Source organism: Clavibacter californiensis (assembly GCF_021952865.1).
Lineage (GTDB): Bacteria > Actinomycetota > Actinomycetes > Actinomycetales > Microbacteriaceae > Clavibacter > Clavibacter californiensis.
Window position 1 is genome coordinate 268,315 of sequence record NZ_CP040792.1, and the last position, 13,344, is coordinate 281,658.

Here is a 13,344-nt window from a genome sequence, read left to right on the forward strand (position 1 = left end):
GGGATGACAACGGTGTCACGAAAGGGTCTCGCTCTCTGCGCGGTGGCTTGACCTTATCGGGTCCCACCCGGTAGACCTCTACCTGACAACGTTGTCGGGAGCGCGCTCCCACCCGAAGGACAGGATCCACCAATGACGAACCGATCCCCGCGCCTCGTGCGCACCATCGCCCTCGGCTCGGCGGCCCTCATCGCCGCGGGCGGGCTCGCCGGCTGCTCCAGCTCCAGTGGAGGCTCCGGATCCGGCGGCAGCGGCGGCTCCGGCGACGTCGGCGTCTCGCTCATCGTGAAGACGACCACGAACCCCTTCTTCGTCGCGATGGAGGACGGCGCGAAGGAGGCCGCGGCGAAGGACGGCATCAATCTCACGCTCGCCGCAGGCAAGGCCGACGGCGACGAGGACACCCAGATCCAGGCCATCGAGAACGCCATCTCGAAGGGCGACAAGGGCATCCTCATCACGATCAACGGCCCGTCGGTCCTCGACGCGATCCAGAAGGCCCGCGACGCCGGCCTCTTCGTCATCGCGCTCGACACCGCGCCCGACCCGGCCGACTCCGTCGACATCACGTTCGCCACCGACAACTTCGCCGCGGGCGAGTCCATCGGCAAGTGGGCCGCCGCGCAGCTCGGCGGCAAGAAGGCGACCATCGCCCTCCTCGACCTGTACGACGACAAGGCCATCTCGGTCGACTACAACCGCGACCAGGGCTTCCTGACCGGCATGGGCATCGACGTCGGCGACAAGGCCAAGAACGGCGACGAGGCGAAGACCGGCGACTACAGCGGCGGCGACTACGAGATCGTCGGCAACGAGGCCACGCAGGGCGCCGAGGACGGCGGCCGCACGGCGATGGAGACGCTGCTGTCGAAGGACCCGGACATCAACGTCGTCTACACGATCAACGAGCCCGCCGCCTTCGGCGCTTACCAGGCGCTCCAGGCGGCCGGCAAGGAGAAGGACGTGATCCTCGTCTCGGTCGACGGCGGCTGCGCTGGCGTCAAGAACGTCAAGGAGGGCGTCATCGGGGCCACCGCGCAGCAGTACCCGGTGAAGATGGCGCAGCTCGGCGTCGAGGCCATCGCGCAGCTCGCGAAGGACGGCACCAAGCCCGCCACGAGCGCCGGCCTCGACTTCTTCGACACCGGATCCGCGCTCGTCACCGACACCCCCGTCGACGGCCTCGACAGCATCACGGCCGACGACGCCGCGACGAAGTGCTGGGGCGAGTGACCGTGAGCCGGACCACCGACCCGAACCCGCCCACCTCCGCCCTCGACCTCGCGAACGAGTTCCTCGACCGGCGCTCCCCCCTCGACCGGATCCGCGGGGTGCTCCACCGCTACCCCGCCGTCAGCCCCGCCGTCGTGCTGGTCCTCGCGGTCATCGTGTTCGGCCTGCTCAACGACCGCTTCCTCGATCCCGCCAACCTGTCGCTCGTCACGCAGCAGGTCGCCGTGGTCGGCACGCTCGCGGTGGCGCAGACGCTGATCATCCTCACCGCGGGCATCGACCTGTCGGTCGGCGCGGTCATGGTGCTCACCTCGATGGTCATCGCGCAGACCGCGAGCGAGAACGGCCTGCCGGCACCCGCCGCGCTGGCCACCGGGCTCGTCGTCGGCCTCGCGGCCGGCGCGTTCAACGGCCTGCTCGTGACGCGGCTGCGGCTCCCCCCGTTCATCGTCACGCTCGGGACGCTGAACATCTTCGTGGCGCTCACGCTCCTCTACTCCAACGGCGCGACCATCCGCGGCGTGGACATGCCCGCAGCCCTCTCGTGGACGGGCCGCACGTTCGACCTGGCCGGGGTGAAGATCAGCTTCGGCGTGGTGCTCATGCTCGTGCTCTACATCGTGGTCGCGTTCATCCTCGGCAAGACCGCCTGGGGCCGGCACGTGTACGCGGTCGGCGACGACAAGGAGGCCGCGCGCCTCGCCGGCATCAGCGTCAACCGGGTGCTGATGAGCGTGTACCTCGCGGCCGGGGCGATCCTCGCGGTCGGCGCGTGGATCGCGATCGGCCGCAGCAACGCGGCCAGCCCGAACGCGGGCGCCGACCTCAACCTCGACTCCATCACCGCGGTGGTCATCGGCGGGACGAGCCTCTTCGGCGGCCGCGGCACCGTCTGGGGCACGCTCCTCGGCGCGCTCATCGTCGGCGTCTTCCGCAACGGGCTCTCGCTCGCGGGGCTGGACGTGCTGTACCAGACCCTCGCCGTGGGCGTCCTCATCATCGTCGCGGTCTCCGTCGACCAGTGGATCCGAAAGGTGCGCAAGTGACCCTCACCGACCCCGCGGGGAGCGCCCCCGCCCCGTCCCGCACGCCCGTCCTCGAGGCGAAGCGGCTCGTGAAGACCTTCGGCCGCGTGGTCGGCCTCGACGGCGTCAGCCTCGAGCTGTTCCCCGGCGAGGTGCTCGCGATCATCGGCGACAACGGCGCCGGCAAGTCGACGCTCATCAAGTGCCTCACGGGGGCCGAGACGCCCGACGAGGGCGAGCTGTTCCTCGACGGGAAGCCCGTGTCGTTCAAGCGGCCGCAGGACGCCCGGGCCGCCGGGATCGAGACGGTCTACCAGAACCTCGCCGTCTCGCCCGCGCTCGACGTGGCGTCGAACCTCTACCTCGGGCGCGAGAAGCGGAAGAAGGGGATCCTCGGATCCGTCTTCCGCATGCTCGACACGGCCGGCATGCGCCGCGAGGCCAAGGCGGAGCTGACCGAGCTCGGCATCTCGACGCTGCAGGACGTGACCGTGCCCGTCGAGAACCTGTCCGGCGGGCAGCGGCAGGCGGTCGCCGTGGCGCGCGCCGCGGCGTTCGGATCCAAGGTCGTGGTGCTCGACGAGCCCACCGCGGCGCTCGGCGTGCGCGAGTCGAACCAGGTGCTCGAGCTGGTGCGGAACCTGCGCGACCGGGGCATCCCGGTGATCCTCATCAGCCACAACATGCCGCAGGTGTTCGAGGTCGCCGACCGGATCCACATCCAGCGCCTGGGAAAGAAGGCCGCGACCATCACGCCGCAGTCGCACTCGATGACCGACGCCGTCGCGATCATGACGGGCGCGGCCACGGCATGACGGCGACGGTGCTGCACGCGGAGTTCACGGCGCTGCCGGGGCACGAGGAGCAGGTCGCGCGGATGATCGCCGACCTCGCGGAGCTCGTGCGCGCCGAGCCGGGGAACGTCGTGTTCGAGCCGTACCGGCGGGTGGAGGATCCAGCGCGCTTCGTCGTCCACGAGGTCTATCGCGACGAGGCCGCGTTCCAGGCGCACATCGGGGCGTCGTACGGCGCCGAGTTCAACGCGGCGCTCGGGCCGCTCATCGTGGAGGACGGGTCGCAGCTGACGTTCCTCGCACCCGTCTGAGCCGCGGATCCCGCGCACCCCGCGGCCGCCCGGCGTCTCGACGCGCCGGGCGGCCGCCTTCGTGTGCGGCTCGTGCGGATGGGGCCCCCGGATCAGCGCGCCGAGTAGCCGCCGTCCACCAGGTGGTAGCTGCCGGAGATGAAGGACGCGTCGTCGCTGAGGAGGAAGAGCACGAGGGCCGCGACCTCCGTGTCCGTGCCGAGGCGGCCGGTCGCGTGCTGGCTCTCGAGGTACGCGAGCGCGTCCGCCGAGAGGGAGGAGCGCACGAGCGGGGTGTCGATGAAGCCGGGGCCGACCGCGTTGGTGCGGACGCCTCGGGCCGTGTACTCGAGCGCCGCGACCTTGGTGAGGCCGACGAGGGCGTGCTTGCTCGCGACGTAGGCGGCGCTCTGGGCGAAGCCGACGGATCCGAGCACCGAGCTCATGTTGACGATCGCGCCGCCGCCCGCCTCCACCATCGCGGGGAGCTGGTAACGGAGGCCGTAGAAGACGCCGTCGAGGTCGACCGCGCGCGTGCGGTCCCACGCGGCGACGTCGTAGTCGCCGATGTCGGCCGCGGGCGCGCTGATGCCGGCGTTGTTGACGGCGAGGTGCAGGGCGCCGTAGGCGCCCACCGCGTGCGCGACGGCGGCCTGCGAGTCCTCGGCCTTCGAGGTGTCCTGGCGGAACGCCGTGGCGGTGCCGCCCGCGCCCTCGATCTCGGCGACGACGCGCTCGGCCGCCTCCAGCTGGATGTCGGTGACGACGACCGACGCGCCCTCCGCGGCGAGCGCGCGCGAGATCGCGGCGCCGATGCCGCTGCCTCCGCCGGTCACGAGCGCGGTCTTCGTGTCGAACCTGGCCATGGGGATCCTCCTCGGGTCTGAGGCGGCGCGGATCCGCGCCGCTCCTCGACGGTACGCCCGCGCGATCCGTCCATCCCCGGTTCACCGCGCGTCCACCCGGGGGTCGGGGGCGCGCCCGCGGGTGCCAATACCTTGCAAGCGTGATGCGTCCGCCGCCCCCGCTGGGGACGCCCGAGATCGATGGAGACCCCACATGACCCTCACCCGCGAGAACCACCACCGGCTGCTGCCGATCCTGTCCCGCGACCCGCACGCCCGCGGCAAGCGCAGCACCGTCACCTGCCACCTCAAGTGCGACGACGCGTGCACGAAGCCGGTGCCGAACGTCACCGACAACTCCTACTTCCGCGACATCGCCGGCCGCGCCCTCTCGCGCCGCACCCTGCTCGGCGGCGCGGGCGCCGGTGCCCTCGCGATCCTCGTGGCGCAGAACGCCGCCGCCCCCGGCGCCGAGGCCGCCGCCGCGCGGGCCGCGTCGAACCTCCCCTTCCAGGCGATCACGCCGGTCGACGCCGCCGTCGACCAGTTCACCGTGCCGACCGGGTACCGCTGGCAGCCGATCATCCGCTGGGGCGACCCGCTCTTCAGCTACGCCGACGGCTTCGACGCCGACGGTCAGACCGCCAAGCTCGCGTCACGCCAGTTCGGCTACAACAACGACTACCTCGACATCATCCCGATCAACTCGCGGAACAAGGAGGCGCTCCTCGTCGCCAACCACGAGTACACGAACGAGAACATCATGTTCCCGCCCGCGGCCGACGACGCCGAGCTCGCCGAGCAGCGCCGCATCGGGAAGGCCTCGCACGGCATGTCGGTGGTCGCGCTCCGCCGCTCGACGGTCGGCCAGCCGTGGACCTACACGATCGGCCACCACCGCAACCGCCGCATCACCGCGGACACTCCCTTCGCCGTCTCCGGGCCCGCGGCGGGATCCGCGTCGCTGCGCACCAAGGACGACCCGAAGGGCACGCGCATCCTCGGAACCCTCGGCAACTGCTCCGGCGGCACCACCCCGTGGGGCACCGTGCTCTCCGGCGAGGAGAACTTCAACGGGTACTTCCGCACCGCGGGCACCTCCGCCGCCGACAAGCGCTACGGCCTCGCCGACAAGGCGACGACCCGCGGCTGGGAGGCCATCGACCCGCGCTTCGACGCCCGCACCGCCGGCTACGAGAACGAGCCGAACCGCTTCGGCTGGATCGTCGAGGTCGACCCGTTCGAGCCCGGCGAGGCACCCGTGAAGCACACCGCGCTCGGCCGCTTCAAGCACGAGGGCGCGAACGTGATCCTCGGCAAGAGCGGCCACGTCGCCGCGTACATGGGCGACGACGAGCGCTTCGACTACCTCTACAAGTTCGTCTCGCACGACACGATGGTCACCGGCACCACGCGCCAGGACCGCAAGCGGAACAAGCAGCTGCTCACGCGCGGCGCGCTCTATGTGGCGCGCTTCACGGGCGACTCGCCCGTCGCGGAGATCACCGGCACCGGCCAGCTCCCCTCCGACGGCTCGTTCGACGGCATCGGCGAGTGGATCCCGCTCGTGATCGACGGGGTCTGCCAGGTCCCCGGCTTCACCACCGAGGAGGCGCTCGTGCACACGCGCCTCGTCGCCGACGCGGCCGGCGCCACGAAGATGGACCGCTGCGAGGACGTCCAGCCGAGCCCCGTCACCGGCAAGATCTACGTCGCCTGCACGAACAACACCGACCGCGGCAAGGCCGGCAAGGAGGGCGCCACGGAGATGAACCCGCGGACGACCAACCGCGACGGCCACATCGTGGAGATCACCGAGGACGGCGGCGACGCGCGCTCCACCACCTTCACCTGGAACCTGCTGCTCGTCGCGGGCGACCCGGCGAAGAACGAGTCCACCTACTTCGCGGGCTTCCCGAAGGACAAGGTCTCGCCCATCAGCTGCCCGGACAACGTCGCGTTCGACTCCGAGGGCAACCTCTGGATCTCGACCGACGGCGCCCCGAGCACCATCGGCCTCAACGACGGCCTGTTCAAGGTCCCCGTCGAGGGCGCCGAGCGCGGCCACGTGCAGCAGTTCCTCTCGGTGCCCACCGAGGCCGAGACCTGCGGCCCGGTCGTGCACGACACCGAGGGCATGGTGTTCGTCGCGGTGCAGCACCCGGGCGAGGACGGCTCGTTCGCCGAGCAGCACTCGTTCTTCCCCGACTACGTGCCGGCCGGTGCCACCCCGGCCAAGGGCGCGTGGCGCGGACCGCGCCCGTCGGTGATCCAGGTGTGGCGGGGCTGACCCGCCGAGAGCTGCTCGCGGGGCGACCCGTGCGCTGATCGGGGGGCCGATCCTAGGGCCGGGGCGTGCGTGCGCCCCGGCCCTCGTGCGTCTGCCGGTCGTGCGCGGGGACGGGTGCGCACGCGCCCGTCGTCGTGCGTGGCCGATCGCCGCGGAGGGTCGGTCGTCCGGCGCGACCGGGGCTAGCGTCGGGATCATGACCGAGCGGCCGCGAGATCCCGACGCCGACGCCGCGGCGTCCGCCGCCGCGATCGAGGCGGAGCGCTGGCTGATCGTGGACGGGCGGCGGTGGCCCCGCACGGATCCGTCGCTGCCGGCCGAGCTGGTCGACGCGCTGGAGTCGCACCTCGGCCGCGGCCGGTCGGGGGTCCGCACGGCGAGGCGCGCGGACGACGACGCCGCGATCGCCACGGCCCGGGAGCGGGTCAGCATCGCGAAGCACGGCCTCGGCGAGCGCGGCCCGCGCTGGTGGGACGAGCCGGAGGACGCGCGCCTCGAGCGGGCGCGCGAGGCGCTGCGGTCGCTCGACGCGCTCGACTGACAGGCCGTCTCCTCCGCGGCGCCCCTGAGCAGGCGGACCGAACCGTGGAGACGGCGGGGCGCTCCCCGAGCCGTCGGGATGGGCTACCTTGCCGCGATGCGGAGGACGGACCACGACATCGCAGATCGCGTCACCGAGCCCCTCACGTTCCATGCGCAGGGGAGCTCGGAGCACCGCCGGGCGACGAACAGCTGATGGGCCTGCTGTTCGTCGACGAGTCGAAGGCGAAGGGGTACACGATGGTCGCCGTGGTCGTAACCGCCGCCGACGTCGCGGACCGTCGACGCGAGATGCGCGCGCTCGTGCTCCGAGGCCAGCGGCGGATCCACCTCACGAGCGAGAGCGACTCCCGTCGGAGGACCATCCTCTCCACGCTGACCGGACTCGGAACGCATGCGCATGTCGTGCACTGCGCGTCGGGAACCGATGCCATCGGCCGGGCGCGCTGCGTCAGCGCCACCGTGGACCGGGCCTCGACGGACGGTCACGAGCGGATCGTGCTCGAACGGGACCAGTCCCTCGAGCCGTCCGACCGACGCGTCCTGTATCGGGAGATCGCCCGCCGGGACCTGCGCGAGAGCATCTCGTATGCGCACGAGACGGCCCATCAGGAGCCGCTGCTGTGGATCGCCGACGCGCTCGCCTGGAGCTACAGCAGGGGCGGCGAGTGGCGCCGTCGCATCGCACCCATGGTCGAGGGAGTGGAAGCACTCCCCACTTAAACGCGAAGCCCGGCTCACCGACCGTCCGGAAGGCTGCCGAGCTCACTTCACGTCGCTAGTGCGACGCGCAGACGGAATGTAGCAGGGCCGTGCGCTCCTGTCACGCGTCCTTCCGTCACGGAGCTCTGCTCCATCTGCGATTCGACGTCGATGCTCGGGCGGGTCCGCGTCGCGCGCGCGGGCCAGGCTGGACGCATGCAGCTCTACTCCGCGCTCCCCCTCGTCCGCGCCCGGCAGATCGCGGCCGACACCGCGGCGCTCGCGGGCATCGTCGTGTCGGTTCTGGTGGGGATCGCGGTGGCCGCGCTCATCCGCCCGCTCGGCGACCTCGGCCGCAGCATGGAGGAGTCGGGCACGCGGCTCAGCGGATCCATGACCGACGCGGCCGACGCCCTCGGCCGCCTGCCGCTCGTGGGCGACGCCGCGCGCGGGCCCTTCGAGGACGCGAGCGGGATCGGATCCGGGCTCGTGCAGGCGGGTCGGGACCAGCAGTCGCTCGTCGGCACCATCGCGCTCGTGCTCGGGCTCCTCGTGGCGCTCGTGCCGATCGCGTTCATCGTGCGGCACTGGCTGCTGCGGCGCGTCTCGTTCGTGCGGCGCGCGGCCGCGGCCCGATCCCTCGCCGCGACGCCCGGCGGCACCGAGCTGCTCGCGCTGCGGGCGCTGTCGTCCCGGAAGCCGGCGGCGCTGCTGAAGGCCCACCCGGATCCCGTCGCCGCCTGGCGCGCGGGCGACCCGCGTGTCGTGCGGCAGCTCGCCGACCTGGCGCTGCGCGACGCGGGGGTGTCGGCCGGGCGGTGACGGATCGACCGGGGCGACATGACGCGGGCCGCATGCGAGGAGCATCCTCGGAAGCATGTCGCCTCTCCTCCTGGCCGGTCTCGCCGGCCTGCTCTCCGGGCTGTCGCTCGTCGTCGGATCCCTCGTCGCCTGGTTCGTGAAGGTCCCGCGGGAGGTCGTCGCGCTCGTGATGGCGTTCGGCGCGGGCGTGCTCATCTCGGCGCTGTCGTTCGACCTGGTCGACGAGGCGGCGGCGAGCGGCGGCGTGGTCCCCACGCTCGGCGGGTTCGTCGCGGGCGCGGTCGTGTACGTGGTGCTCGACCAGATCCTCGAGCACGGCGGGTTCCGGCGGAAGCACCACGGGAAGTCGGGCGGCGGGGGTGGGACCGGGGTCGGGATCGCGCTCGGCGCCCTGCTCGACGGCGTGCCCGAGACGGCCGTGCAGGGCCTCAGCCTCACGGGCGGCGGGGCGCTGAGCATCGGCGTGCTCGTGGCGGTCGTCATCTCGAACTTCCCCGAGGGCATGTCGAGCACGGCGGATCTGAAGCAGTCCGGCCGGAGCGCGCGCTACGTGTTCGGGCTCTGGACCTCCATCGCCGTGGTCTGCGCGCTCTCCTCGGTCGGCGGCTACGCGCTGCTGGGCGGCCTGCCGGAGAGCGGGCAGTCGGTCGTCATGGCGTTCGCGGCCGGCGCGATCCTCGCGATGATCTGCGACACCATGATCCCCGAGGCGTTCCGCAAGGCGCAGGCGCTCACCGGGCTCGTGACGGTGCTCGGGTTCGTGGCGAGCTACGCGGTGCACCAGGCGGGCTGAGCCGGGGGCGGGCGGCGGAACCGGGGGCAGACGGCGGAACCGCGTCAGGCGGCAGAGCCGCATCAGGCGTCGGAGCCGCGTCAGGCGTCGGCGGGCCGGTCGCGGGGCGAGACGTTGAAGCGATGCAGCAGCCCCGCGAGCTGCTCGACCTCGTCGGTGTCCCACGCGTAGAGGCGGTTCTGCAGGCGCTCGCGCGTGCCCATGCGCACCTGCGCGAGGCGCTCCTCGGCGAGCGGCGTGAGGGTGAGGATGGTGGAGCGGCGGTCCTCGGGATCCGGCTCGTCCTGCACGTATCCGGCCTCGCGCAGCACGCGGAGGTGCCGGCTCACCGAGCTCTTGTCCATGAGGAGGCCCGCCGCGACCGCGCCCGCCGAGGACGGACCGGCGGTGCGGATCCACCGCGCGACGGCGAAGGCACCCGGCTGCAGCCCGGGATGGAAGGTCGCGGCCTCCTCGACACGCAGGGACCGGATCGACATGAGCAGGGCCCCGAGCTCGGTCGCCACGGACGAGACGGCGGCCTCGCGCCCGTCGTCCGGGCCCTCGGCCGAGGCGTCTACCGCGGCATCGGCGGGGCGGTCGGGGGTGGGCTCCGGGATCACGTGCCGACCCTAACCGACGCCGATCAGGGAGCCCGGTACGTGTTGCGGCCCGCTGTCGAGGTGGCGAGCTCGACGACGGAGGGACCCGCCGCGGGCGCGAGGGCGTCGACCAGGCCGATCCGCAGCGCGGTCACCGTCCGCGCCGGACTCGTGTCGCGCCCGTCGCCCGGGACCACGACGCTCCCGGGGGGTGCCCCCGGTCGGTCCGGTTGGACGTTCACCATGACGGAGAGGACGCTCGGCAGCGGGGCCAGGACGGCTGCGACCGCGGTCACGAGGCGTCCCGAGAGCGTGGAGAGCGTGGCTCCGAGGGTGGTCACGGGTGTGACGAGCAGGGCGCCGACGGTGGTCGTGAGGGTCGACACGAGTGACGTGCTGAGGCCCCGCACGGCCGCCGAGAGGAGGTCGATGCTCCCGAGGCCGAGGGAGCCCAGCACCGGGTTGAGCACGGAGCCGAGGCTGAGCGCGTCCGCCGTGACGACGATCGGGCGGGTGCCCCCGGTCAGCTCCGCGAGCGTCCCGTCGAACGTGACGCCCACGTCCATCACGGGGACGCCGAGCACCGTGCGCACGCGGGTCGACAGGGCGATCTCGACCTGGACGCTGCGCAGCGCGGTCGTGAGGGCCGTCTGGATCTCCACCGTCCGGGCATCCATCAGCGCGCCGACGCGGGCGCCGATCGCGTTCACGACCGGTGCGGAGAGCACGAGCTCCGAGTTCGGCGGCATCCCGTTCAGCCCGTCGGCGCCGCGCCCGGTGAGGGCGGCGAGGTCGACGAGCACGGTGCCGGCGGCGAGGTCGATCGCTACGCTGCCGTCGGCGCTGCGGAGCGGCTTGGTGAGCAGCGGCGTCACCGCCGTGGTCGCCGCGCCCAGACCCGTCACCGTGACGCCGCCGGTGAGCCCGGTGCGCAGGAGGCCGCCGATGAGACCGTCGAGCGCCGTGCCCACGGACGTCGCGATGCTGCCCGTCCTGCCGGACAGCGCCGCCGCCGCCGCGGGCAGGACCGTGGTGGTGGTGTTCCCCACGGCGGTGGCGACACCGCCCACCACGGGGCTGGCCACCCGGAGCTCGAGGCCCGCGACGCCGTACTCGCGGATGACGCCGTCGACGGATCCGCTCCCCCAGAGGGCGCTCCGGCGGGCCGCGCACCAGTCGAGCGTGGCGCGCGAGGCGACGGCGCCCACCGCCAGGTCGGCCCGGGTGACGTCGGTCGTGGCGGGCAGCACGCGCGCGAGGCTGAGGGTCGCGCGCCCCGGCAGCGACGAGGAGGTGCCCGAGGTGACGCCGACGCCCCCGGAGTCGGACACCAGACCGCTGGCGGCCGTGGAGGTGCCGGTCTCGGTGACCCGCACGTACTGGTTGAGGGCTCCCGCGGATCCCGCCGGGAGCCCCGCCGACAGTCCCGTGAGGTCGAGGGTCGCGACCCCCGAGATCGCCGTGACGGCGAGCGGGTTCGCGTAGGCGCCGGAGCCGAGGCTGGGCGCGGTCGACGGGGTCCGCTGCGAACCCGGCGCCGCGTCGTCCACGGCCGAGAGGCCGGCGACCCCCGCGACGGTGTCGAGCGGGAGGGAGAGCAGGCTCCCCCGGAGGAAGCGCGCCGACGCCGTGGTGGTGAACGCGGTCGAGGTGCCGCATTCCACGTTCTCGGCGCCGATGCGGCCCTTGGCCCACTCGCGGTCGGTCCAGGCCGCCGCGACCGGCACGATGCCCGGCGTCACGGCGCCGGCGACGAGGGCCACCGCCACCCCCGCGGCGACGAGCGGGGCACGCCGGGCGCGGGCGAGCGAGCGCAGCGGACGCGACAGCAACGGCGCGATGCGCGCGAGGACCCCGCGGCGCGGCACCTCCGCGCGGCGGCGCGGACCCCCGCTCACGCGCGGCCCCGGTCCGCGTCGTCGAGTGCGAGGCCCGGGCGGCGGCGCGTGCCCGGGCGGCGCATCAGCAGGCCGAGCGCGAGGGCGCCCGCCCCGGCGAGCGCGACCGCCACGACGTCGAGCGCGGAGCCCGTGCGCGGCAGGATCCCGCCGACCGGGGGCGGTGCCGCGGCGGCGGGCGCCGGATCCGCGCCCATGGCCGTGAGCCCGACCGCGAGCGAGCCGGTGCGGCCCATCGCGCGGGAGTCCCCGGCACGGGCCGGGTCGACGGAGGCCGTGAGGAGGAGGTGCTCCCCCGCGGCGGCGGTGATGTCGGGGAGCCCCGTGCGCGGGCCCTCGGCCCGGAAGGCGCTCAGCGGGGTGGCGGCGAGCACGGGCGCGGATCCCTCCGGGCACGCGGGCGCCGCGTGCGACCCCTCGGCGGCGGGTGCGGGGATCCACGCGTCGTCGCAGCGGTCCACCCGCAGGACGACGCCCGCGTCGACGTCCGCCAGCTCGCCGCCCGAGCGGATCTCCACGGCGAGGCGCGCGACGTCGGCGTCGCGCAGCCGGGCGGCGATGAGCCAGTGCCCGGGGGCGCCCGGCGACACGTCGAGCATGTCGGTGCTCCAATCGGAGGACAGGGAGAGGTACCCCGGCGTGCCGTTCTCCGGCACGTCGAGGAGGACGGCGGACGCCCGCGTGCCGACGAGGGTCAGCCCGCCGACGAGCGCGAGCACGGCCACCGCGGTGAGCGCGGGCCGGAGGGGCTGCCGGCCAGGCTCCGTCGCGCCGGCCGGCACCGCCTCAGCCCGCATGACGGCCGGCTCGTCGCGTCGGCGCGTCCGCGGAGCGGCGGCCGCTCCCGGGGGCGCCTGGCGCGCTCCCGTGCCGGGCCCCCGTCGGCCACGACGTGCCCACGAGCAGGAGCACCAGCGCGCCCACGAGCCCCGCGATCACGAGCGGCGTGTGCAGCAGGCGGTTCGCGTAGCCGAGGTAGGGCGCGCCGCCGAGCACGCGGTCAGCCTCCGTGACGACGTAGGGAGCGGGGTCGACCGTGTCGTTCGCGTCACCCTGCAGCACGAGCTGGCGGGCAGCCGGATCGGCGGGGTCCACCCCCGGGGACACCCGATCCACCTCGCCCGTGACGGGTCCGACGGAGACGATCCGGTGCGTGACGGGGAGGTCGTACCCCGGCCGCGGCACCTTCACGACGTCGCCGGGCCGCAGGTCGGCGGCGGGCACGCCGTCGAGCGTCACGGCGGCGGATCCGGTGGGCAGCGTCGGCGCCATCGACCCCGTCATGAGCACCACGAGCGAGAGCCCGAGGACGCGCGAGAGGAGCGTCCACGCGATGACGAGGGCTCCGGCGATGCCCGTGAGGGTGAGCACGGCGTCGCGCAGCACGAGCCCGGCGCCCCGCCGCGGGCGCGAACCGGCCCCGCCGCGCGCATGGGCGCGGGACGCCGCGACGGCCTCGCGGCGGGCGGCCGCGAGCGCGTGCCGCTCCCCCGTGCGCGTCGTGGCGGCCTGGCCTGACATGATCCGGTCC

General features: G+C 73.8%; 14 protein-coding genes. 9 read left to right on the forward strand and 5 right to left on the reverse strand.

What is annotated here, in order from left to right; genetic code table 11:
- Window positions 1–132: 132 nt before the first annotated feature.
- The 4 genes from FGD68_RS01425 to FGD68_RS01440 are packed head-to-tail and all read left to right on the forward strand — an operon-like array spanning window position 133 to window position 3,363.
- Window positions 133–1,233 carry a substrate-binding domain-containing protein gene (locus FGD68_RS01425; RefSeq protein WP_119373182.1) on the forward strand — a complete coding sequence of 367 codons (1,101 nt, stop codon included), beginning with the start codon at window positions 133–135 and terminating at the stop codon, window positions 1,231–1,233.
- A 2-nt stretch (window positions 1,234–1,235) separates the two neighbouring features.
- The gene (locus tag FGD68_RS01430; RefSeq protein ID WP_104235367.1) at window positions 1,236–2,279 is read left to right on the forward strand and encodes an ABC transporter permease; all 1,044 of its coding nucleotides are present in this window, start codon (window positions 1,236–1,238) and stop codon (window positions 2,277–2,279) included.
- Window positions 2,276–3,073 carry an ATP-binding cassette domain-containing protein gene (locus FGD68_RS01435; RefSeq protein WP_104235230.1) on the forward strand — a complete coding sequence of 266 codons (798 nt, stop codon included), beginning with the start codon at window positions 2,276–2,278 and terminating at the stop codon, window positions 3,071–3,073. The genes FGD68_RS01430 and FGD68_RS01435 overlap by 4 nt, the downstream gene beginning before the upstream one ends.
- On the forward strand, window positions 3,070–3,363 hold the full coding sequence (locus FGD68_RS01440) for a putative quinol monooxygenase (RefSeq protein WP_119373181.1): 294 nt from the start codon (window positions 3,070–3,072) through the stop codon (window positions 3,361–3,363). The genes FGD68_RS01435 and FGD68_RS01440 overlap by 4 nt, the downstream gene beginning before the upstream one ends.
- A 92-nt stretch (window positions 3,364–3,455) precedes the next feature.
- Here the strand turns inward: FGD68_RS01440 and FGD68_RS01445 are convergent, their stop codons facing one another.
- Complete coding sequence (locus FGD68_RS01445) at window positions 3,456–4,208, reverse strand: SDR family NAD(P)-dependent oxidoreductase (RefSeq protein WP_119373180.1); 753 nt, start codon at window positions 4,206–4,208, stop codon at window positions 3,456–3,458.
- A gap of 193 nt (window positions 4,209–4,401) precedes the next feature.
- On the opposite strand from FGD68_RS01445, the gene FGD68_RS01450 reads away from it, so the two are divergent.
- From FGD68_RS01450 to FGD68_RS01470, 5 genes are all read left to right on the forward strand, one after another.
- Window positions 4,402–6,477 (forward strand): PhoX family protein, encoded by a 2,076-nt coding sequence (locus tag FGD68_RS01450; RefSeq protein WP_237609690.1) that lies wholly within the window; start codon window positions 4,402–4,404, stop codon window positions 6,475–6,477.
- 196 nt (window positions 6,478–6,673) lie between these two features.
- Window positions 6,674–7,018, forward strand: a complete 345-nt coding sequence (locus FGD68_RS01455) for a biopolymer transporter Tol (RefSeq protein ID WP_237609691.1) — start codon at window positions 6,674–6,676, stop codon at window positions 7,016–7,018.
- A 194-nt stretch (window positions 7,019–7,212) separates the two neighbouring features.
- A complete protein-coding gene (locus FGD68_RS01460) occupies window positions 7,213–7,740 on the forward strand; it encodes a hypothetical protein (RefSeq protein ID WP_119373404.1) in 528 nt (175 codons plus the stop codon).
- A gap of 195 nt (window positions 7,741–7,935) precedes the next feature.
- Window positions 7,936–8,541 carry a hypothetical protein gene (locus tag FGD68_RS01465; protein ID WP_104235365.1) on the forward strand — a complete coding sequence of 202 codons (606 nt, stop codon included), beginning with the start codon at window positions 7,936–7,938 and terminating at the stop codon, window positions 8,539–8,541.
- A 55-nt stretch (window positions 8,542–8,596) separates the two neighbouring features.
- A complete protein-coding gene (locus tag FGD68_RS01470) occupies window positions 8,597–9,334 on the forward strand; it encodes a ZIP family metal transporter (RefSeq protein WP_119373403.1) in 738 nt (245 codons plus the stop codon).
- Window positions 9,335–9,414: 80 nt separating this feature from the next.
- Here the strand turns inward: FGD68_RS01470 and FGD68_RS01475 are convergent, their stop codons facing one another.
- Genes FGD68_RS01475 through FGD68_RS01490 form a run of 4 tightly spaced genes read right to left on the reverse strand, consistent with a single transcriptional unit; the run spans window position 9,415 to window position 13,334 of the window.
- The gene (locus FGD68_RS01475) at window positions 9,415–9,936 is read right to left on the reverse strand and encodes a MarR family winged helix-turn-helix transcriptional regulator (RefSeq protein ID WP_237609692.1); all 522 of its coding nucleotides are present in this window, start codon (window positions 9,934–9,936) and stop codon (window positions 9,415–9,417) included.
- A 23-nt stretch (window positions 9,937–9,959) separates the two neighbouring features.
- On the reverse strand, window positions 9,960–11,813 hold the full coding sequence (locus FGD68_RS01480; RefSeq protein WP_237609693.1) for a choice-of-anchor G family protein: 1,854 nt from the start codon (window positions 11,811–11,813) through the stop codon (window positions 9,960–9,962).
- Entirely contained in the window at window positions 11,810–12,610 is an 801-nt protein-coding gene (locus FGD68_RS01485; RefSeq protein WP_237609694.1) for a hypothetical protein, read from the reverse strand. Before FGD68_RS01485 ends, FGD68_RS01480 begins: the two co-directional genes overlap by 4 nt.
- A complete protein-coding gene (locus tag FGD68_RS01490) occupies window positions 12,600–13,334 on the reverse strand; it encodes a S24/S26 family peptidase (protein ID WP_237609695.1) in 735 nt (244 codons plus the stop codon). The genes FGD68_RS01485 and FGD68_RS01490 overlap by 11 nt, the downstream gene beginning before the upstream one ends.
- Window positions 13,335–13,344: the final 10 nt, after the last annotated feature.

What these genes read in the sequence shown, in the direction of transcription:
- FGD68_RS01425 (WP_119373182.1), top strand. Translation starts at nt 133, where the DNA reads ATGACGAACCGATCCCCGCGCCTCGTGCGCACCATCGCCCTCGGCTCG.
- FGD68_RS01440 (WP_119373181.1), top strand. Translation starts at nt 3,070, where the DNA reads ATGACGGCGACGGTGCTGCACGCGGAGTTCACGGCGCTGCCGGGGCAC.
- FGD68_RS01445 (WP_119373180.1), bottom strand. Translation starts at nt 4,208, where the DNA reads ATGGCCAGGTTCGACACGAAGACCGCGCTCGTGACCGGCGGAGGCAGC.
- FGD68_RS01450 (WP_237609690.1), top strand. Translation starts at nt 4,402, where the DNA reads ATGACCCTCACCCGCGAGAACCACCACCGGCTGCTGCCGATCCTGTCC.
- FGD68_RS01455 (WP_237609691.1), top strand. Translation starts at nt 6,674, where the DNA reads ATGACCGAGCGGCCGCGAGATCCCGACGCCGACGCCGCGGCGTCCGCC.
- FGD68_RS01460 (WP_119373404.1), top strand. Translation starts at nt 7,213, where the DNA reads ATGGGCCTGCTGTTCGTCGACGAGTCGAAGGCGAAGGGGTACACGATG.
- FGD68_RS01465 (WP_104235365.1), top strand. Translation starts at nt 7,936, where the DNA reads ATGCAGCTCTACTCCGCGCTCCCCCTCGTCCGCGCCCGGCAGATCGCG.
- FGD68_RS01470 (WP_119373403.1), top strand. Translation starts at nt 8,597, where the DNA reads ATGTCGCCTCTCCTCCTGGCCGGTCTCGCCGGCCTGCTCTCCGGGCTG.
- FGD68_RS01485 (WP_237609694.1), bottom strand. Translation starts at nt 12,610, where the DNA reads ATGCGGGCTGAGGCGGTGCCGGCCGGCGCGACGGAGCCTGGCCGGCAG.
- FGD68_RS01490 (WP_237609695.1), bottom strand. Translation starts at nt 13,334, where the DNA reads ATGTCAGGCCAGGCCGCCACGACGCGCACGGGGGAGCGGCACGCGCTC.